General features: G+C 71.9%; 22 protein-coding genes. 9 read left to right on the top strand and 13 right to left on the bottom strand.

Going from position 1 to position 19,252, the window contains the following annotated elements:
• The first annotated feature begins 166 nt into the window (after positions 1 to 166).
• From ACFPCV_RS08225 to ACFPCV_RS08215, 3 genes are read left to right on the top strand one after another with little or no spacing between them, the layout of a single operon-like run.
• Entirely contained in the window at positions 167 to 2,386 is a 2,220-nt protein-coding gene (locus ACFPCV_RS08225) for a sigma-70 family RNA polymerase sigma factor (protein WP_378055440.1), read from the top strand.
• Between the two features lie 51 nt (positions 2,387 to 2,437).
• The gene (locus ACFPCV_RS08220; RefSeq protein WP_378055439.1) at positions 2,438 to 2,998 is read left to right on the top strand and encodes a GtrA family protein; all 561 of its coding nucleotides are present in this window, start codon (positions 2,438 to 2,440) and stop codon (positions 2,996 to 2,998) included.
• Positions 2,999 to 3,024: 26 nt separating this feature from the next.
• Entirely contained in the window at positions 3,025 to 3,570 is a 546-nt protein-coding gene (locus ACFPCV_RS08215; RefSeq protein WP_378055438.1) for a GtrA family protein, read from the top strand.
• Between the two features lie 4 nt (positions 3,571 to 3,574).
• Here the strand turns inward: ACFPCV_RS08215 and ACFPCV_RS08210 are convergent, their stop codons facing one another.
• From ACFPCV_RS08210 to ACFPCV_RS08200, 3 genes are all read right to left on the bottom strand, one after another.
• Positions 3,575 to 4,087 carry a hypothetical protein gene (locus ACFPCV_RS08210; RefSeq protein WP_378055437.1) on the bottom strand — a complete coding sequence of 171 codons (513 nt, stop codon included), beginning with the start codon at positions 4,085 to 4,087 and terminating at the stop codon, positions 3,575 to 3,577.
• Between the two features lie 110 nt (positions 4,088 to 4,197).
• Positions 4,198 to 5,490: an ATP-binding protein gene (locus ACFPCV_RS08205; RefSeq protein WP_378055436.1), complete on the bottom strand. Its 1,293-nt coding sequence runs from the start codon at positions 5,488 to 5,490 to the stop codon at positions 4,198 to 4,200.
• Positions 5,491 to 5,502: 12 nt separating this feature from the next.
• A complete protein-coding gene (locus ACFPCV_RS08200; RefSeq protein WP_378055435.1) occupies positions 5,503 to 6,165 on the bottom strand; it encodes a response regulator transcription factor in 663 nt (220 codons plus the stop codon).
• Between the two features lie 153 nt (positions 6,166 to 6,318).
• Here ACFPCV_RS08200 and ACFPCV_RS08195 point away from each other — a divergent pair, with 153 nt between their 5' ends.
• Both ACFPCV_RS08195 and ACFPCV_RS08190 read left to right on the top strand, forming a co-directional pair.
• A complete protein-coding gene (locus ACFPCV_RS08195) occupies positions 6,319 to 6,495 on the top strand; it encodes a hypothetical protein (RefSeq protein ID WP_378055434.1) in 177 nt (58 codons plus the stop codon).
• A 13-nt stretch (positions 6,496 to 6,508) separates the two neighbouring features.
• Complete coding sequence (locus tag ACFPCV_RS08190) at positions 6,509 to 7,285, top strand: inositol monophosphatase family protein (RefSeq protein ID WP_378055433.1); 777 nt, start codon at positions 6,509 to 6,511, stop codon at positions 7,283 to 7,285.
• Here ACFPCV_RS08190 and ACFPCV_RS08185 read toward each other — a convergent pair.
• The 8 genes from ACFPCV_RS08185 to ACFPCV_RS08150 form a co-directional block, all read right to left on the bottom strand.
• Positions 7,252 to 7,521, bottom strand: coding sequence for a hypothetical protein (locus tag ACFPCV_RS08185; RefSeq protein ID WP_184808212.1), 270 nt, complete (start codon positions 7,519 to 7,521; stop codon positions 7,252 to 7,254). The genes ACFPCV_RS08190 and ACFPCV_RS08185 overlap by 34 nt on opposite strands.
• Positions 7,518 to 9,776, bottom strand: coding sequence for a TNT domain-containing protein (locus ACFPCV_RS08180; RefSeq protein ID WP_378055432.1), 2,259 nt, complete (start codon positions 9,774 to 9,776; stop codon positions 7,518 to 7,520). The genes ACFPCV_RS08185 and ACFPCV_RS08180 overlap by 4 nt, the downstream gene beginning before the upstream one ends.
• On the bottom strand, positions 9,777 to 10,097 hold the full coding sequence (locus tag ACFPCV_RS08175; RefSeq protein WP_378055431.1) for a hypothetical protein: 321 nt from the start codon (positions 10,095 to 10,097) through the stop codon (positions 9,777 to 9,779).
• Positions 10,078 to 10,536 (bottom strand): YbaB/EbfC family nucleoid-associated protein, encoded by a 459-nt coding sequence (locus ACFPCV_RS08170; RefSeq protein ID WP_378055430.1) that lies wholly within the window; start codon positions 10,534 to 10,536, stop codon positions 10,078 to 10,080. Before ACFPCV_RS08170 ends, ACFPCV_RS08175 begins: the two co-directional genes overlap by 20 nt.
• Positions 10,537 to 10,618: 82 nt before the next feature.
• On the bottom strand, positions 10,619 to 11,212 hold the full coding sequence (locus ACFPCV_RS08165; RefSeq protein WP_378055429.1) for an adenosylcobinamide amidohydrolase: 594 nt from the start codon (positions 11,210 to 11,212) through the stop codon (positions 10,619 to 10,621).
• Between the two features lie 67 nt (positions 11,213 to 11,279).
• Entirely contained in the window at positions 11,280 to 12,221 is a 942-nt protein-coding gene (locus ACFPCV_RS08160) for a hydroxymethylglutaryl-CoA lyase (protein ID WP_378055428.1), read from the bottom strand.
• Positions 12,218 to 12,790, bottom strand: a complete 573-nt coding sequence (locus ACFPCV_RS08155; RefSeq protein WP_378055427.1) for a PH domain-containing protein — start codon at positions 12,788 to 12,790, stop codon at positions 12,218 to 12,220. Before ACFPCV_RS08155 ends, ACFPCV_RS08160 begins: the two co-directional genes overlap by 4 nt.
• A 97-nt stretch (positions 12,791 to 12,887) precedes the next feature.
• The gene (locus tag ACFPCV_RS08150; protein ID WP_378055426.1) at positions 12,888 to 13,715 is read right to left on the bottom strand and encodes a biotin--[acetyl-CoA-carboxylase] ligase; all 828 of its coding nucleotides are present in this window, start codon (positions 13,713 to 13,715) and stop codon (positions 12,888 to 12,890) included.
• Between the two features lie 44 nt (positions 13,716 to 13,759).
• Between ACFPCV_RS08150 and ACFPCV_RS08145 the strand changes: the two genes are divergently transcribed.
• Positions 13,760 to 15,397, top strand: coding sequence for an acyl-CoA carboxylase subunit beta (locus ACFPCV_RS08145; RefSeq protein ID WP_378055425.1), 1,638 nt, complete (start codon positions 13,760 to 13,762; stop codon positions 15,395 to 15,397).
• Positions 15,394 to 15,624 carry an acyl-CoA carboxylase subunit epsilon gene (locus ACFPCV_RS08140; protein ID WP_378055424.1) on the top strand — a complete coding sequence of 77 codons (231 nt, stop codon included), beginning with the start codon at positions 15,394 to 15,396 and terminating at the stop codon, positions 15,622 to 15,624. The genes ACFPCV_RS08145 and ACFPCV_RS08140 overlap by 4 nt, the downstream gene beginning before the upstream one ends.
• Positions 15,625 to 15,919: 295 nt before the next feature.
• On the opposite strand, the gene ACFPCV_RS08135 is transcribed toward ACFPCV_RS08140, so the two are convergent.
• Positions 15,920 to 16,195 (bottom strand): hypothetical protein, encoded by a 276-nt coding sequence (locus ACFPCV_RS08135; RefSeq protein ID WP_378055423.1) that lies wholly within the window; start codon positions 16,193 to 16,195, stop codon positions 15,920 to 15,922.
• 69 nt (positions 16,196 to 16,264) lie between these two features.
• On the opposite strand from ACFPCV_RS08135, the gene ACFPCV_RS08130 reads away from it, so the two are divergent.
• Entirely contained in the window at positions 16,265 to 17,833 is a 1,569-nt protein-coding gene (locus ACFPCV_RS08130) for a DHA2 family efflux MFS transporter permease subunit (RefSeq protein WP_378055422.1), read from the top strand.
• A gap of 9 nt (positions 17,834 to 17,842) precedes the next feature.
• The gene (locus ACFPCV_RS08125; protein WP_378055421.1) at positions 17,843 to 18,463 is read left to right on the top strand and encodes a Maf family protein; all 621 of its coding nucleotides are present in this window, start codon (positions 17,843 to 17,845) and stop codon (positions 18,461 to 18,463) included.
• Here the strand turns inward: ACFPCV_RS08125 and ACFPCV_RS08120 are convergent.
• Positions 18,447 to 19,154 (bottom strand): hypothetical protein, encoded by a 708-nt coding sequence (locus ACFPCV_RS08120; protein ID WP_378055420.1) that lies wholly within the window; start codon positions 19,152 to 19,154, stop codon positions 18,447 to 18,449. The genes ACFPCV_RS08125 and ACFPCV_RS08120 overlap by 17 nt on opposite strands.
• Between the last annotated feature and the right edge of the window lie 98 nt (positions 19,155 to 19,252).

Below are 19,252 nucleotides of genomic sequence, written 5' to 3'. Positions count from 1 at the left end.
TCGGGCGAAAACGCCTCCGAATCCGTCCCGCGTACGGCCATTCCGGTGATCGGATGATGCCGTTGAGAGCATTAGGCGTCACACTGTGGCCGGGAGCGCGTCAGTAGGGGACCGGACCATGAACACCGAGGTCCCGGCGCTGTACGCATGCGAGTGAGGGAGAATTGTGGCCACCGTTCCAGCCGACGTTGAGGGGCCTGGCGACGCCGAGCTGATCGAGGCCGTGCGCAAGGGGACGGTGTCCGCGTACGGAGCGTTGTACGAACGCCATGTCGGCTCCGCCTACAACCTCGCACGCCAGCTTTCGCGTTCCCCGGCCGAGGCCGACGACCTCGTTTCCGAGGCCTTCGCCAAGGTGCTCGACACGCTCCGTGCAGGACGCGGTCCAGATTCAGCCTTTCGGGCATATCTGTTGACCGCGCTCCGGCACACCGCCTACGACCGGACACGGCGGGAACGCAAGCTCGAACTGTCGGACGACGTGGCCACGGTCTCCGGCGTCTCCATGGACGCGGTGAGCCAGGAGTTCGACGACCCGGCCGTCAAGGGACTGGAGCGCTCGCTCGCCGCGCAAGCGTTTGCGCGGCTGCCGGAACGCTGGCAGGCGGTGCTCTGGCACACCGAGATCGAAGGCCAGTCACCCGCCGAGGTCGCGCCGATCCTCGGCCTGACCGCCAACGGCGTCTCCGCGCTCGCCTACCGCGCCCGCGAGGGACTGCGGCAGGCGTACCTGCAGGTCCACCTCGCCGAGACCACCGACCGGCACTGCCGCGCGGCCGCCGAGCGGCTGGGCGCGTGGACAAGGGGCGGGCTCGCCAAGCGGGAGAAGGCCCAGGTCGAGGCGCACCTCGACACGTGCGACCGGTGCCGTGCGCTCGCCGCCGAACTGGCCGACGTCAACGGCGCCATGCGCGGTTTCGTGGCCCCGCTGGTGCTCGGCATCGGCGCCGCGGGCTACATCGCGGCGACCGGCGTGCTGAAGGTGACGACGGTCGGCACGGCCGCCACGGCGACCGGAGCGGCGGGCGCGGCCGGTGCCGCGGCCGCCGGGCCACGCCAGTTCCTCGGGGTCGCCGCGTCGAGCGTCGCGCTGGCCGCGGCGATGGTCGTCGGCCTGACCGCGGGTGGCGAGTCGCCGGAGATCCCCGCGGCCGCGCCGGTCCCCACGCAGACCGCACCCCCGCCTGCCCAGAACCCGCCGCCACAGCAGCCACCGCAGCAGCCGCCAGCGCCGAACCCGCCACCCGCCGAGCCACCGGCGCAGAATCCGCCGCCGCCCGCGCAGAACCCACCACCGCCACCCGCGGAGCAGCCCACACCGCAGCCGGGTCCGCCGCTGCTCGACGCGAGCGGGCCCGCCGCCCCCGTGTCGCTGATCGCGGGCGATGGTCCCGCCGACCTGCCGCTGACCGTGCGGAACACCGGCGGCACGGTGTCCGAACCGGTCACGGCCGTGCTGAACCTGCCCCCCGGGGTGTCCGCGGTCCCGGTCGACGGGCTCGCCGGGCCCCGGCTGCTGAACCTCAACGGCGCGCGCCAGGCAGGCACCGTCGACTGCCCGGGCGGCACGGGCACCGTGCGCTGCTCCAGCGACGCCGGCCTGCGGCCCGGCGAGTCCGTGACACTGCTCTTCCGCCTGCGGGCCGCGGCCAACAGCCAGGGTGGTGACATCACCGGATCGGTGTCGGCCGGCACCTCCATCCGGGTGAACGTCTCCGTCCGCGTCGACGTGCTGCCGGAAGAGACCACCGACATGCTGCTGCTGTCGGTGGCGGTCAAGTCCGACCTGTTCGGCCTGATGCCGCTGTGGCACCCGGTCGTCGAGGTGGCGGTCACCAACACGGGCACCAGCTCGCGGCCGGTCAAGATCACGCTGGACCAGCCCGCGCGCGAACGCTGGTCGTCACAGGACATGTCGTGCGAGTCCGACGACGGCACCACGTGCACGTCTTCCGCCGCGCTCGCGCCGGGCGAGACGCTGAGGATCGTGCTGCGGGTCCACGCCGACCCGTGGCCGCAGCACCAGCCTGGCCGCAACCAGCTACAAGTGTCCGCGGCGCTCGGCGAGGCCACGGCCAGCGAGAAGGTCACGCTGTGGACCTGGCTGTTCCCGCCGAATCCCGACCAGCCGCCGCACCCGTCGAGCACACCGCCGCCGAGCAGCGCGAACACGCCGTCCAAGCCGCAGACCGTGCCGTCGTCGCCGGACGACCCGACGGGCGCACCGACCACGAAGCCGACGACCCCGCCGTCGAGCACGAAACCGCCGGGCACGACCACGACGACACCGCCGCCGGCCACGACGACGCCGCCGGGAGGCACCGAGCCCACGCCGCCGGAGCACGGCGGCCTGGGTGACCTGCTCAGGTGGCTGACCGGCCGCTGAGCACACGGCTGATCACAGCACGGTCACGGCGCGTGGATAGACTGCGCCGCCATGAGCTTGCTCTACCGGGTGCTCTCGCGCCTGCCCAAACCGGTGCGGGCCGTGCTCGTGAAGCACAAGGAGTTGCTGAAGTTCGCGGTCGTCGGCGGTGTGTGCTTCGTGGTCACCGTGGTCGTGAACTACAGCCTGAAGCTCACGGTGCTCAACGAGAACCCGGTGACGGCGCAGGCGATCGCGGTGATCATCGCGACGATCGTGTCGTACGTGCTCAACCGCGAATGGTCGTTCCGCACCCGCGGCGGCCGCGAACGCCAGCACGAGGCGGCGCTGTTCTTCCTGATCAGCGGCATCGGCGTGGCGCTGAACTCGGCGCCGCTGTTCGTGTCGCGGTACTGGTTCAACCTCGAGGTGCCACACGTCACGCTGCTGGTGCAGGAGGTCGCGGACTTCGCGAGCGGCATCATCCTCGGCACGTTGATCGCGATGGTGTTCCGCTGGTGGGCATTCCGGAAATGGGTGTTCCCGCAGACCGGCGCCCGTCCCCGAATTGTCCGGGTCGGCCGCAGAGGGCAGCGGCTCGCCGTCATCGAGGAGGACGACGAGGCGGCGTGAGCGGTAGCGCTCCGTAGACTGCCCGGGTGACCGTTGTCGACTCCGTGCTCGCGCGCGTGCCGGAACCACTGCGCAGAACACTGCTCAAGCACCGCGAACTACTGAAGTTCGCGATCGTCGGCACCACGACGTTCGTCATCGACAACGGCATCTGGTACCTGCTGAAGTTCACGGTCCTGTCGGAGAAGCCGGTCACCGCGAAGGTCATCGCCATCATCGTGGCGACGATCGTGTCCTACGTGCTCAACCGCGAATGGTCGTTCCGCACCAGGGGCGGTCGCGAACGGACCCACGAGGCAACGCTGTTCTTCCTGATCAGCGGGGTCGGCGTGGCGCTGAACTCGGCGCCGCTGTACATCTCCCGGTACGCGCTGCAACTGGAGGAGCCGCACGTGTCGCGGCTGGTCCAGGAGATCGCCGACTTCACGAGCGGCTCGATCATCGGCATGCTGCTGGCGATGTTCTTCCGCTTCTGGGCGTTCCGCCGCTGGGTCTTCCCCGACGAGCTGGGCCACAAACGCCGCCACACCCCACCCCCGGACGACCCGATCGAGGAACTGGGCCACTCCTGAGGGCTCACCCGAGGGTCAACGCGACCAGCCCCGCCCGCGCTTCCTCGTCGGGCACGGCGATCTTCCCTCGGTGGCTCACTTCGACCTGGTAGAAGTCGTGACCGCTCGGCACACCGTCAACGGCAATTTCGAACTCGCAGACGGAGCCGAGGTAGCGGGACGTGCCGAGAACGCCGGTGCCGAGCACCTCGCCTGCCGAGCTGTACACCGTGACCTGCGCGCCTTCGCGGATGTCGTCATATCCCCCGGTGCCCTCGCATGCGCCCTGGGTGGCGTAGCCAGTGGCACCGTCGGTCAGTGAGAACGTTCCGGACAGGGTGAACGATCCCGGGCCACCGCCCTCCGAGCCGTCCTCGGAGCCGCCCGAGGTCAGCAGGAGAACGAGCAACACGATGATCACGACGAGTGCCGCGGCCAACGCGACCGCGAGGATCGCCACCACGTTGCGGCGCGGCGCGGGCGGAGGAAAGGGCGCACCGGCCATCGGCGGCGCGTACGGGACTTCGGGCATGGTCATGGTGGCTGCCAATGTGATCGGGGAGTGGCGTTTCCCCAAACGTCGCGGTTCGCCGCGCACCGTTACCCACGGACACGAAAGAGTGGACAAGAACTGGACACGCGGTGCGGTCAGCGCGGGGAGCGCTCCGCCGGCCAGCGGACGCCCTGCACGTCGCCCGCGCGGGGGACCGGCAGGAACACCGTGAACGTGGCCGGTCGTTTCGCCGACAGTTCCAGCCGTCCGCCGTCCGAGTCGATCAGTGCGCGGGCCAGTGCCAGGCCGAGACCGGTGGAGCCCGCGCCGGAGAAGCCGCGTTCGAAGACGTGTTCTGCCAGTTCGTCCGGGACGCCCGCACCCATGTCGGCCACCTCGATGACCACCGTGTCACCGCTCGCCGCCACGCCTTCGCGGGCGGTCAGTGACACCGTGCCGCTGCCGTGGCGCAGTGCGTTGTCCAGCAGCACACCGATCACCTCGCGCAGCCTTGCCGGTGACACCTTCGCGAACAGGTTGTCCTGCAGCTTCACCTTCAACGACCGTCCGTCGGCACGCAGTGGCGCCCGCCACTCGTCCGCGATGCCGACCAGTACGGCGCTCAGGTCCACCGGTTCGGCGCCGGTCGCCCGTGCTTCGCGGGCCGCGGCCATCAGCTCGTCGAGCACGTCGGCGAGGCGTTCGGCCTGTTCCAGCGCCGCCTGTGCCTCGCCCGCGACCTCCTTGTCGGGCACGACGGTCAGCTCCTCGATCCGCAGCTGCAGCGACGTGAGCCTGCTCCGCAGCTGGTGCGACACGTCCCCGACCAGTTCCCGTTCCCGCTGCACCAGCTGGGCGAGCGCGGTCGCGGACGCGTCGAGCGCCTCGGCGACGGAGTCCAGCTCGGCCACCTGGTAGCGGGTCCGGTCCAGCCGGAAGTCCCCGGCACCCAACCGGGCGGCGCGGTCGGCGACGTGCCGCAGCGGCCTGGCCAGCCGCCGCGCGGTGACGGTCGCGACCGCCGCGCCACCGCCGATCGCCGCGATCACGACCAGCACCACCAGCAGCGTGACCTGTGTCTGCGTGGTGCGCATCGGTCCGGCGTCGATGGACAGGATGACCTTGCCGTGCTGGACGATCGGCACCTCCTCCGCCACCGTGTCACCTGCCAGCACGGTGCCGAACTCGCGCCGCACACCCGAGTCCGGCAGCACGACCAGCAGGTGCCCGCCCGTGGGCACGAGCAGCTGCACGCCGTTCAGGTTCAGCTCGTCGCCGCTGGTGACCTGGTCGTCGAGCGCGGCCGCGATCTGGCGGGCGCGGGCACCCAGCTCCTCCCGCGTGAGGCTCTCGACGACGGCGGTGGCCGACCAGCCGAGCGGGATGCCGAGCGCGCACGCGGTGACCGTGACGGCGAGCAGGATCGCCAGGAGGATGCGGCGGCGCATGGGTGCGGTGTCTCAGTCGGTGTTGAAGCGGAAGCCCACACCGCGGACGGTCGCGATCCGCGCGCCGCCCCGGCCGCCGACCTTGCGGCGCAGCCACGACATGTGCATGTCCAGGGTCTTGCTGGTCCGCAGCTCCGGCCCGCCCCACACCTCGTCGAGGATCTCCTCGCGCGTGACGACCTGGCCGGCCCGCTGGATCAGCACGCGCAGCAGCTCGAACTCCTTGTTGGCCAGGGTCACCTCGTCGCCGTCGACGATCACCTGCCGCGCCGCGAGGTCCATCTTCACGCCGTTGACCTCGATGCTGCCCGGCGCGTTGCGCCGCAGCAGCGCCCGGATGCGGGCGAGCAGCTCGGCGAGCCGGAACGGTTTCGCGACGTAGTCGTCCGCGCCCGCGTCCAGCCCGACGACGAAGTCGACCTCGTCCGCGCGGGCGGTCAGCATGAGCACGGGAAGCCCGCGCCCCGCCGCCCGAAGCCTGCGGCACACGTCCAGTCCGTCTATCCCGGGCAACCCCAGGTCGAGGACGAGGAGGTCGACGCCGCCGCCGTTGGCGGTCTCGAACGCATGGTTCCCGTCGGCGACGATCCGGACCTCGTACCCTTCCCGGTTCAGGGCACGGGACAGCGGATCGGCGATCGCCGCGTCATCCTCGGCCAGCAACACCACGCTCACGGTCACACCCTATGCCCGCACGGCGTCCAGACCGGCCCTGGAGAAGAGTGCCAACAGGGTGATGTCGTCCCGCCGTGGCCGCCGGGCTCATGCCCTGAAAGGCGCGTTCAGGGCGCTGAGCGCCCTGAACGCGCCTTTCAGGGCATTACTCCGGTGGGTCCCGCCGTCTCGACCTCGCCGCCGGACCCCGAAGAGGAGATCGAGTACCGGGACACCTGGCCGACCGAACCGTTCACCCGGCTCGACGCGCACTTCCGCGACGTGGTGGACCTGCTGGAGGCGGTGCGCGGGTTGGGGAACGTCCCCGCGGCCCTGTCGGCCTACACATGACAGCATTCCGTGCATGCACTCTGACGACCTCGCCGTCGCTCTGCGGCTCGCCGACGCCGCCGACGAGATCACCATGGCCCGGTTCCTCGCCGCCGACCTCGTGGTCGACCGCAAGCCGGACCGTTCACCCGTGACCGACGCCGACACGGCCGTCGAGGACACGGTCCGCGCGATCATCGACGAGCTGCGGCCCGGCGACGACGTCATGGGCGAGGAGCGGGGCGGGGCCGTCGGGGACGGGCGGACGTGGATCGTCGACCCGATCGACGGGACCAAGAACTTCCTGCGCGGCAACCCCGTGTGGGCGACGCTGATCGCGCTCGTCGACGGCGGGACGCCGGTCGTCGGGGTCGTGAGCGCGCCCGCGTTCCCGCGCCGGTGGCACGCCTCGGCCGGTGGCGGGGCGTGGTGCGGGGAGCGGCGGCTGCGCGTCTCCGGGGTCGGGGCGCTCGCGGACGCCTACCTGTCCACGACGGACGTCCGGTTGTGGGAGTCGCGGGACACGTACCTGGCGCTCATGGACGCGTGCTGGGAGACCAGGGCGTTCGGCGACTTCTGGCAGCACGTGCTGGTCGCCGAGGGCGCGCTGGACCTGGCGGCGGAACCGATCGCGTACCCGTGGGACCTCGCCGCCGTGCAGGTGATCGTGACCGAGGCCGGTGGCCGGTTCACCGACCTGCGCGGCGAACCCCGCTTCGACGGCGGGGACGCGCTCGCGTCGAACGGGCTGCTGCACGACGCCGCGCTGGGTGTCCTTCAGGCCGGGGTCAGCGCACCGCGCACGACCTGAGCCCAGGTCAGCCTGCCGAAGAGGTAGTGGCAGGCGACCTGCTCGTTGGTGAAGCGGGCCCAGTCGTAGCGGTTGCCCTGCTCGCGCCAGAAGACCTCCCAGGCGTAGTTGCCGTCGTCGTCGGCGGTGTCGTCGCGGACGAGGCACCACGCGTTGTCGGCCTCCGCGCCGACGGACACGACCTCGGCGGGCACCCCGACGGCGGCCAGCCACTCGGTGATGGACTCGGCGTTCATGCGATCTCCTCGAGGTAGCCGAGCGCGACCAGCTCGATGGCCGTGTGCGTCGTGCGGTAGCGGATCCCGCCGCCCGGCTGCGCGAACCAGGCCGCGGACACGGCCCGCCACACCGGGAGGGGCCTCGTGACCCGGTACCGGCGGTAGCCGCCGTCCTTGTGCGCCGGCGGCAGCGAACGCTGGGCGAACGTGGTGCCGTCGGCGGCGAACACCCGGCCGTGCGGCGAGCCGAACCGGTCGATGACGGTGTCCTCGGCGAGGGTCTCCGGTTCGCCGGGGGCGCTGCCGCCTTCCGGGTACTGCTCGCTGGTCGGCCAGTTGTACTCGAGCCCCTCGGGGCTGATGCCCTGCGGGGTGACGCTGCCGAGACGGACGAGGTAGCGGCGGTCCCAGTCCCGCTCGTTGGCGCCGCCCAGCGGGTCGTGGTTCGCCAGCAGCGCCTGGACCGCCGGGTGGTCGGCGGTGATGCCCGCGCTCGGGTTGACGGGCCGGAACCTGGGCAGCGTGACGGCGTCGGCCGAGCCCGCCGGTTCGGTGGGCCGCGCTGGGGCGGGCAGTGGGGTCGGTGGGCCGGGCACGCGTTCGGCGGGCGGGGCTTGCGCGATGACCGGCGCGGAGTAGCCCGGCTGCGCGGGGTAGGGCTGCCGCGCCGGGTAGCCCTGCCCCTGGTAGGCCGACGGTGGGGCGTAGCCCTGCGGGTTCGCGGGCGGCGGCAGTACCGGGGCGGCGTCCTCGGCGGCCTTGGCCGCGGCGCGGTGGGCGATGGCCTCGTGCAGGTCCGTCAGGCGGGGGCGGTCGTCGACGAGGTGGAAATCCGGGTGGTCGCCCGGTTCGAAGCGGATGCCCGCCGCGTAGTCGAGTTCCGGCGGGGGCGCCGGGACCTGACGTGCCGGGCGGTACGAGGCCACCGGCAGGTGGCCGATCGGGAACATGTGGAGCCAGAACGCCGCCAGAACCTCGTTGCGCTCCCCCTTGGCGGGCGGTGGCGCGCCGGGCGGGCCCGCCAGGGGTTTGGCGGCCCGCGGCACCGGGTCGACCGGGCGTTCCACCGGGGCCGCCGACGCCGGGGCGAACGCCGCGGCCGGGGCCGGTGGCACCGGGCGGGCCGGCGCGGGTGCGGCCGGGGCGGGTACGCCGCCGACGGGAGCCGCCGGGGCACCCGCGAACGGCGGTGCGCCAGGTGCGCCGTACGCCGGGGGTGCCGCCGGGTTGGCCAGCGGCGGCGCGGCCGCTGGTGGGAGGTTCGGTTGCGGGGCCACCGCCGGTTCCAGACCGCCCGCGAACCCCGCCTGCACGGTCTGGCCGGTGGGCGGGGTCGGGGTGTCGTCGGCGAGATCGTCGTCGATGGCGTCGATGGCGTCGATGGCGTCCGCCGGGACCGGGCCGGTGATGTCCGGATCCGCGGGCCCCGGGCGCGGCTCGCCCGGCACCAGGTCGCCGGGGCGGCCGGGGACCTCGCCGGGCAGACCGGGCACCACGTCCCCTGGCCGGTCGGGCACCACGTCACCGGGGAGGCCCGGCGCCAGGTTGCCCGGCGTGGAGCGCACGAGGTCGGCCGCGTCGCCGGTCACCGCCGCGCCGGGGCGCGCGACGTCCGACACCGCGCCGGTGGTGGCCTGGGCGGTCTGGTCCACGGTGTCGGCGACCGTGTCCCGCACCGTGGTCGCGACGTCCGTCACCGCCGTCGTGACGCCCGGCAGGAGGTGGTGGCCCGGGTCGGCGTTCGCCGGTGGCCGCACGTTCGCCATGTCCACACCGGACCCCGGCTGCACGGCGCTGACCAGCTGCAACTCGATGTGGGCCACGTTCGCCGCCGTGCCGCGGACCGCCGTGTCCAGCCCGGCCAGCGCGAGCGGGTGCCCCGCCGACGCGGCCGCGTGCGCCGCGTCGGAGTTCTGGGCCAGGTTCACCAGGTTGCGGACGATCTCCACCTTCGCGGTGCCGACCTGGTCGGCCGCGTGCTCCAGGCGGTCGGCGGCCGCGTTGGCGTCCCGGACGACGGCGGTCAGGTGACCGGAATCCGCGTCCACGAAGGACTTCCACTCCCTGGCCGCCGCGGCACCGGCCTCGCCCGTCACCGACGACAGTGCCGAGCGGGCGGTGGTGTCGGCGTCGGTCGCCAGCGTCGACATGCTCGTCGCGGTGTCCCGCCAGGCCTGGGCCTGTCTGGCCATCGCGTCCTCGTCGGCCTCCGGCCAGACGACCCCCGCCTGTGCGGCGACGTCCGCCAGTTCCGGTGGCAGCTCGATGCCCATCTACTGCTCCGCGGCCTTCAGGTGGTCGAGCGCACCCTGCTCGCCGGCGCCGTAGGTCGCCGCGGTGTCCGACAGCCGGGTGCCGACCGTGCCGAGCCGCTCGGACAGCGACGACAGGCGCGCCACCACGTCGTCGGCGGGCTGGGCGTGCACGGACGAGAAGCTCTGCCCCACCGCGTCGGTGCCCCAGCAGGCGCCGTCCGCATCCAACGCGTCGGCGAGGCCGCGGTGGATGCCCGCGACCCTGGTGCTCAGCGGCTCGAACTGGCTCGCCTGACCGGCCAGCCGCTCGGCGTCGACGTCATACCCGTCGTGCGTCACGTGGGCCCCCAGACTGCATCCAGGACTTGTCCTCGAACGTCTCGTCCGGGAGGTCGGCAGGAGGTTCCTGCGGTGCGGGCGTCAGTTCCTCGGCCGACAGGTCCGCCGTGCCGCGCAGCAACGCGGCCGGGTCCGTGTCGGCGGGCAGCACCGGCGCGAGCACCTCACCGGCCTGGCGGGTCACCCGCGCGGTGGCCTGTTCGGTGGTTCCGACGATCAGGGCCGCCAGGTCGGCGGGCCGGAGCACGCGATAGGCGTCGTCGCTGATCGTGAGGTCGACGAGCGTGCCGGACGCGGACACCGTCACGGAGACGTGCCCGTCGTCGCTGGTCACCGTCTCGCGGACGGTCGCAAGCGACCGTTGCACGGCCCCCAGTTGCTCCCGGCTGCGTCGATAGCCGGCCAGCAGGTCCTCGACCTGGGCTCTGTGGTCAACCACCACGGCCACCTCCGCTTGGGGACGGCATTGGTCTCGGTCTCGCGTTGGACGTGTGGTGCCGCCCAACGGTTCCCGGTGATTTTCACAGGCGCGCGCGGATCGCGCTGTGCACCGCGCGGGCGAGTGCCCCACCAACCACCGAACGGGGACCACCGAACGGTGCCGCGGGCCCGGACGGCGGGCACAGCACGACCACCGAGTCGGTCGGGGTGCCGGTGCCGGGCACGCCGGACTCGAACAGTGCCTGCGCCTTGGCCTCCGCGACCGTGGCGACCGCGTTGACCAGCGCAGCCTCGGTGAGCCGCACCGGCAGCCAGCAGATCGCGTTGATCGTGCCGACCCGTTCCGGCACGAGGGAGGGCCCGGCCGCCCACGTCGGGTGCGCACCGATCCCGGTGGTGACCGCGACCCGAACGCCGCTGTCCTCGCGCTGCTCGACCTCACGTACGTCAACGGCGGTCAACAGGCCGATGCCGTCACCGGTCAGGTGCAGCGACGCGGCGATCTCGGCGAGGTGGCGGTCCGGGTCGAGGCGCTCGTAGGTGTCGGACACGGTCGCGTTGACCACCCACGACCGCTCGCCGAACCCGCCGCCCAGCACGGCGGACGACACCGCGAGCCACGGCGTCTCGGCCCGCCAGACGTACACCGGCGCGCCGCCGACCTCGGTGATCACGTCAGGTCCCCGCGCACCAGCGCGTCCCGTCGCAGGGTCTCCCGGGCCAGGTCGGCGAGCCGCACGGTCAGCCCCGCAGCGCGCGGACCACGCGGGACGGGCTCGGCCGCCCCAGCCTCGTGGCCATCCACGCGCTGGTGTCGGCGAGCTTGTCGAGGTCGACGCCGGTCTCGACGCCAAGGCCGTCGAGGCACCACACGAGGTCCTCGGTGGCGAGGTTGCCGGTGGCGGACTCCGCGTACGGGCAGCCGCCGAGACCACCGGCCGAGGAGTCCACAGTGGTCACCCCGTGCCGCAGCGCCTCGACCGTGTTGGCGAGCGCCTGCCCGTAGGTGTCGTGGAAGTGCACCGCCAGCGCGGACACCGGGGTGCCCGCGGCGGTGAACGCGTCGACCAGCGCGGCGACGTGCCCGGTGGTGGCGACACCGATCGTGTCACCGAGGGAGAGCTGCGAGCAGCCCATGTCGAGCAGCCTGCGGCCGACCGAGACGACCGCGGCCGGGTCGACCGCGCCCTCCCACGGGTCGCCCCAGCACATGGACACGTAGCCGCGGACGTCCAGTCCTTCCGCGACCGCCCGGCTCACGACCGGTTCGAACATCGCCATCTGCGAGTCGAGCGTGCGGTTGAGGTTGCGGCTCGCGAACGTCTCCGTGGCGCTCGCGAAGATCGCGATGTGCCGGACACCGGCGGCGAGCGCGCGGTCGAGCCCCCGCTCGTTGGGCACCAGCACCGGGTACCGCACCCCGTCGCGGGGGGTGAGCCCGGCCAGCAGCTCCTCGGCGTCGGCCAGCTGCGGCACCCACTTCGGGTGCACGAAGCTGGTGGCCTCCACCGTGGTCAGCCCGGCGTCGGCGAGCCGGTCGAGGAACTCGAGCTTCACGTCGACCGGGACGACCGTGTCCTCGTTCTGCAGCCCGTCGCGCGGCCCGACCTCCCAGATCGTGACGCGGCCTGGCAACCCGGGTGCGGGCACCCGGGAGGGCAGGCCGAGATCGCGGGCGGTCACCGGTGGAGCTGGCCGCCGCCCTGCGGCGGGTACTGCTGGGTCTGCTGCGGCGCCTGCCCAGGGGGCTGCGGCACGAAGTCGTCGTGCGGGTTGTCGTTGATCTCGCGGTAGAGCATGGTGTGCACCTTCTCCACCGACGGGATGTCGTCGAACTCGAGCGGCTCCTGCGACGCCGACTCGATGATCAGCGTGCCGCAGCCGAAGATCCGGTCGACGAGCCCGTGCTCGAACCGGACGCTGTTGATGCGGGCGAGCGGGATGTCGATGCCGGTCCGGTTGACCACGCCCTCACGCGCCATGACCCGGTCGGTGGTGACGATGAAGTGCGTGGTGCGCCAGCGGACGAACGGGATGAAGAACAGCCAGACGAGGATGATCAACGCGACCGCGCCGATCGCGATGAGGCCCGCCATGCTCCACGACGTGTCCTTCACGAGCATGACCAGCCAGACGCCGAGACCCAGTGTGGCGATCAGGACGACGTACGGGAGGAGCAGCATCTTCCAGTGCGAGTGCTTGTGCAGGATGATGCGCTCACCGTCACTGAGCAGATCGTCTGGGTAAGCCACGGCGTCCTCCCGATATCAAAACCGCCTCGGCGAAGCTGTCGCGGTAACCGTACCGAGGTGGACCGACAGTTCGTGGGCTGACCCGCGAGAATGTCCCTCAGACTGTCCGCAGGTGCACGATGTCGCCCGCGGCGATCGCCTTCGGGGTCCCGTCGTCGAGTTTGAGCAACAACCTGCCCTCGGTGTCGACGTCCACGGCGACCCCGGTCAGCGCGCCGTCCGGCAGTTCGGCACGCACCCGCTGCCCGATCGAGCCGCACGCCTCGCGGTAGCCGGTGAGCACGCCGGACCGCTCGACGTCACCGTCGTTCAGCCGCCACGCGGCCTCCATCTCCACGAACGCGCGCAGGAAGCTCGCGGTCAGCTCGGTCCGGTCGGTGACCGCCGCGCCCGCGTCCGCGAGCGACCCCGGCACCAGCCCGCCCGGCCCCGGCTCGGCACCTTCCGGCAGGGCGGTCACGTTGATGCCGACCCCCACCACGGCGGCCTGGCCCGCGGCGTCCGGCACGACCTCGGACAGCACCCCGGCCGCCTTCGCCCGTTCCGCGCCGACCAGCAGGTCGTTCGGCCACTTCAGCACCGCCTCGACACCGGCGGTCTCGGTCGCGGCGTGCATGAGCGCCAGCCCGGCGACCATGCCGAGCGTGCCGAGCCGCTCCGGCGGCACCGACGAGGGCCGGACCAGCACCGACAGGTAGATCCCCGAGCCCGACGGCGACACCCACGTGCGGTCGCGGCGGCCCCGGCCCCTGGTCTGCTCCCCGGCGACCAGCACGGTCCGGTCCGCGGCACCGTCGGCGGCCGCCGACAGCAGGTCGGCGTTGGTCGATCCGGTCTTCTCCACCACGTCCAGCGCCGCGTACGGGCCGTTGGGCGCGACGAACTGCTCACGGAGGACCAGCACGTCCAGCTTGTTCTCGGTCACATTCGAGAACTTACCGGGAGTCGACCGTGACTAGGCTCCCGAGCATGAGCAGCGCGACCGAACCACTGGGTCAGGTGCCCACCGGTGAGCCCGACATCCACACCACCGCCGGAAAGCTCGCCGACCTGTACCTCCGCAGCGACGAGGCGGTACACGCCGGCTCCGAGCGCGCGGTCGCCAAACAGCACGCGAAGGGCAAGAAGACGGCCCGCGAGCGCATCGACGCGCTGCTCGACCCCGGTTCGTTCGTGGAGCTCGACGAGCTGGCGCGGCACCGGTCCACCAACTTCGGGCTGGAGCGCAACCGGCCATACGGCGACGGTGTGGTGACCGGGCACGGCACCATCGACGGCCGCCCCGTCTGCGTGTTCAGCCAGGACGTCACCGTGTTCGGCGGCGCGCTCGGCGAGGTGTACGGCGAGAAGATCGTCAAGGTGATGGACCTGGCGATCAGGACCGGGCGGCCCATCATCGGCATCAACGAGGGCGGCGGCGCGCGCATCCAGGAGGGGGTGGTGTCGCTGGGCCTGTACGGCGAGATCTTCGTCCGCAACACCCGCGCGTCCGGGGTGGTCCCGCAGATCTCGCTGATCATGGGTGCGAACGCGGGTGGGCACGTGTACTCGCCCGCGCTGACCGACTTCGTGGTGATGGTCGACCAGACCTCCCACATGTTCATCACCGGCCCGGACGTGATCAAGACGGTGACCGGCGAGGACGTCGGGTTCGAGGAGCTGGGCGGCGCGCGGGCGCACAACACGAAGTCCGGCAACGCGCACTACATGGGCGCCGACGAGGACGACGCGATCGCCTACGTCAAGGAGCTGCTGTCGTTCCTGCCGTCGAACAACATGTCCGACGCGCCGGTGTTCCCCGGGTTCGCCGAGGAGGGCTCGGTGGCCGACAACGTCTCCGCGACCGACCTTGAGCTGGACACGCTGATCCCGGACTCGCCGAACCAGCCGTACGACATGCACTCGGTGATCGAGCGGGTGCTCGACGACGGCGAGTTCCTCGAGGTGCAGTCGATGTTCGCGCCGAACATCCTGGTCGGGTTCGGGCGGGTCGAGGGGCACGCGGTCGGGATCGTGGCGAACCAGCCGACGCAGTTCGCGGGCTGTCTGGACATCGACGCGTCGGAGAAGGCGGCCCGGTTCGTGCGGACCTGCGACGCGTTCAACGTGCCGGTGCTGACGTTCGTGGACGTGCCGGGCTTCCTGCCGGGCACCGACCAGGAGTGGAACGGGATCATCCGGCGCGGCGCGAAGCTGATCTACGCGTACGCGGAGGCGACGGTGCCGCTCGTGACGGTGATCACCCGCAAGGCGTACGGCGGGGCGTACGACGTGATGGGGTCCAAGCACCTCGGCGCCGACATGAACCTGGCGTGGCCGACCGCCCAGATCGCGGTGATGGGTGCGCAGGGCGCGGCGAACATCGTGCACCGCAAGACGCTGGCCGGCGCCGCGTCCTCCGGTGAGGACGTGGACGCGCTGCGGGCGCGGCTGCAGCAGGAGTACGAGGACACGCTGTGCAACCCGTACGTGGCGGCAGAACGCGGGTACGTGGACGCGGTGATCCCGCCGTCGCACACCCGCGGCCACGTGGCCCGCGCGCTGCGGCTGCTGCGGGACAAGCGCGAGACCCTGCCCCCCAAGAAGCACGGGAACATCCCGCTGTGAACGAGAACTCCCACACCATGAGCGAGCGCCCCCACCTGCGCGTGGTCCACGGCAACCCGACCGACGAGGAGGTGGCCGCTCTGGTCGCGGTCATCACCACGCTGAACACCCGTGACACCCCCGCACCCCCACCCCCACGATCAGCCTGGTCGGACCGCCGCACCCTGCACCGCCCCCCACTACCCCACGGCCCCAACGCCTGGCACACCTCAACCTTCCCCCACTAACCCCCGCGAGTCCCCGCTTCAGAACCCGCGAGTCCCGCGTTCAGAACCCGCGAGTTCCCCGTTCAGAACCGCTGAGTTGGCGGTTCGCGACGCGGACCTGAACCGCCAACTCGGCGGTCGCGAACGGGAGACTCGCGGGTCCTGAACGGGAGACTCGCGGGTCCTGAAACGGGGACTCGCGGGTTCCGAACGGGGGACTCGCGAGTCCTGAAACGGGGACTCGCGGGTTCCGAACGGGGGACTCGCGACTCCTGAAACGGGGACTCGCGGGTTCCGAAGCGGGGACTCGCGGGGGTTAGTTGCGTTCGTGGCTGTTGGCCCAGATGATGGCGGGGACTATCAGGGTGACGTAGATCGCGAGGCCGTACAGGACCTCGCGGACGCGTTGCTGTTCGTCCGCGAACCAGATGCCCGCGCAGATGAGGCCGAGCACCAGGATCGTGCCCGCGATGACCTTGGCGAACATCTTGTACGAGCACCACCGGGTGCACCCGCCGGGGTTGCGGTGGCGGCACAACCGGTTACCGCTGGCGCTGGCGGGCAGCTGCACAGGGCGATCCAGATGCCGCATATCTCACATCCTCACCGCCGGTCATGATCCCCGACAAGGCACCGAATCCGAACTGACACACTGCACCGCATGAGAAGCCCGTGGACCGCGATGTGGGCTCTCTGCGCGTGCTTCTTCATGATCATGCTCGACTCGACGATCGTGACGGTCGCGATCCCCACAATGCTCACCGACCTGCACGCGAACCTGAACGAGATCGTGTGGGTCAACAGCGTCTACCTCCTCGCGAACACGGTCCCCCTCCTTATCACGGGCCGGCTCGGTGACCGGTTCGGACCGAAGAACGTCCTCGTCGCCGGGCTGGTCGCGTTCACCGTCGCCTCGGCGTGGAGCGGCCTGGCCACCAGCGCCGCTGAACTGATCGCCGCCCGCGCGCTACAGGGCCTCGGCGCGGCGCTCATGACACCGCAGACGCTGTCGTTCATCACCCGCCTGTTCCCGCCGGAGAAACGCGGCGTGCCGATCTCCGTGTGGGGCGCGGTCGCCGGGGTCGCGACGCTCGCGGGCCCGGTGCTCGGCGGCCTGCTCGTCGAGCACGTCGGCTGGCAGTGGATCTTCCTGATCAACCTGCCGATCGGCGTGGTCAGCCTGGTGATCGCGCTCGTCGCGCTCCCGAACTGGCAGCCGCGCCGCAAGCTGCGCTTCGACCCGCTCGGCACGTTCCTGTGCGCGGCCGGTCTCCTCGCGCTGGTGTTCGGCGTGCAGAACGGCCAGCACTACCACTGGGGCCCGGTCGCCGGGCCGTTCACGATCGTCCACATCCTCATCGCCGGGGTGCTGCTGCTCACCGCGTTCGGCTACCGCCAGGCCACCGTCAAGACCCGCGAGCCGCTGGTGCCCAACGAGGTGTTCCGCGACCCGACGTTCACCTACGCCAACCTCGCGCACGCGGCCATGGGCTTCGCGATGACCGGCATGTTCCTCCCGCTGGTCCTCTACCTGCAGACGGTCCTCGGCCTGTCCGCGCTCGAGTCCAGCGCGCTCGCCCTGCCCATGGCGCTCACCGCGGCGGCCGCCGCCGGGGTCTCCGGCGCGCTGTGGCACCGCATCGGCGCGCGGAACCTGATCATCGGCGGGTTCGGCACGCTCGCCATGGCCGTCGGCGTCCTCGTCTACCAGGCGGACCCGGACCTCGACCCGGTCACGCTGGTCCCCGGCCTCGCGCTCGCGGGGCTGGGCATCGGGTTCGTGTTCTCGCCGCTGACGACCGCGGCGACCGCGGGCATACCGCAGGAGCTGGCCGGCGCGGCCTCCGGCGTGTTCAACACCTCCCGGCAGGTCGGCGGGGTGCTCGGCAGCGCGGCGACCGGGCTCGTGCTGCAGCTCGGGGTGGCGTTCGCGGTGCCCGACGCCGCCAGCCGGTACGCGGAACGGCTGCCCGTGCGATACCGCGAGGAGTTCGTCGACCGCGTCACCGAGGCGGCGAACACGGCGAGCCAGTTCGACTCGTCGCGCCCGCCGGTGCCCGCCGGCCTGGACCCGAACACGGCCGACCTCGTGCGCCGCATCGTCACGGGCGTGTTCCACGAAGGCTTCACGGTCGCCGCGAAGGCGAGCCTGATGCTGCCGATCGCGGTCCTGCTGCTGGGCATCGTGGCCGCCACGGGCATCAAGGTCGGAACGAAGGTGCGCAACTAGAGTTCTGGCGTGCAGTTCGTTCTCGCCTCCCAGTCCCCCGCCCGTCTGATGGTCCTGCGCGCCGCGGGCATCGAACCCGTCGTCGAGGTCTCCGGCGTCGACGAGGACGCGATCACCGCCGCGCTGCCCGCCGACGCACCGCACGAGCACGTGGTGGTCACGCTCGCCGAGGCGAAGGCCCGCGCGGTGGCGCCCGGGCACGCCGACGCGGTGATCGTCGGCTGCGACTCGATGCTGTCCCAGGACGGTGAGCTGGCCGGCAAGCCGGGCACGGCCGAGCGGGCCCGCGAGCGGTGGAAGAACATGGCGGGCGGCGAGGGCAGGCTGATGACCGGGCACGCCGTGCTCCGTGTCCGCGACGGCGTGGTCGACGCGGTCGCCACCGGCACCGTCGCCACTACGATCCGGTTCGGGTCGCCTGCCGATGACGAGGTCGAGGCGTACATCGCGACCGGTGAGCCGCTGTCGGTGGCGGGCGGGTTCACGCTCGACGGGTTCGGCGGCTGGTTCGTCGACGGCGTCGAGGGCGACCCGTCCAGCGTGATCGGCATCAGCCTGCCGCTGACCCGCGGGCTGCTGGCCGAGGTGGGTGTGCGGGTGGTCGACCTGTGGGCTACCCGCAGTCCCTGAGGGTCGCCTCGGTGAGGTCCACGACGGGCCAGTCGGGGATCGAATCGAGCCGCGCGTAGTCGCGGGTGCAGCCGAGCGAATCGCTCCTGAGGGTGAAGACCTGCACGTAGACCGGGGTGCCTGCGCAGTCGGGGCGGTCGCAGCGGTGCTGTGCGACGAGCACCTCCGGACCGCTCTGGCGCCCGGTGACGTCCTGCACGGCGACGAACCCAGCGTCGGACGCGAACGGTTTCTCCAGCGACGCCCACTCACCGGACCGGCCGACGACGATCTGGCCGAGCATCCCGTCCGGGGTGTCGCCGCGCACGACGCAGGCCGACTGGGTGCCACCGGAGCACTGCAGGGAGTCCGGCCCGAGGACCGCGCCGAGCTTGGTGATCGTCACCTCGATCACGTCGCTGGCGCCGCCACCGCCGATCTGCACGCGGCCCGACCGGCCGCCCGCGTCCGCGACCAGCTGCACCGTGGTGCCGCCGATCGGGACCGGTCCCACCACCACGCACGGCCTGGTCAGGCACCCGTCGGCACCGACACCCGACGTGGTCGGCGGCACGGTCGTGGTCGCGACCGGGTCGGCGGTGCTCGCCCGTTCGTGGCGCAGCACGCCGGCCGTGACCAGCGCGCCCAGCGTGACCAGGGCGCAGACCATGACAGTGACGACCACGGCCCACGGCTTCTCCGAGCGTGTCACCCGTCACCTCACCCTCGTGACCTTGCTCTCGCCCCATGTCAGCACAGGGTCCGTAAACTTCCCCACCAGTAACAAGTGTGCCGCCTCGTCGATGAGGG

The sequence above is a fragment of the Actinophytocola glycyrrhizae genome (assembly GCF_042653545.1).
Taxonomy (GTDB): Bacteria; Actinomycetota; Actinomycetes; order Mycobacteriales; family Pseudonocardiaceae; genus Actinophytocola; species Actinophytocola glycyrrhizae.
Note: the sequence above shows the minus strand (reverse complement) of the source record. Positions and strands in the feature narration are given on the sequence as shown.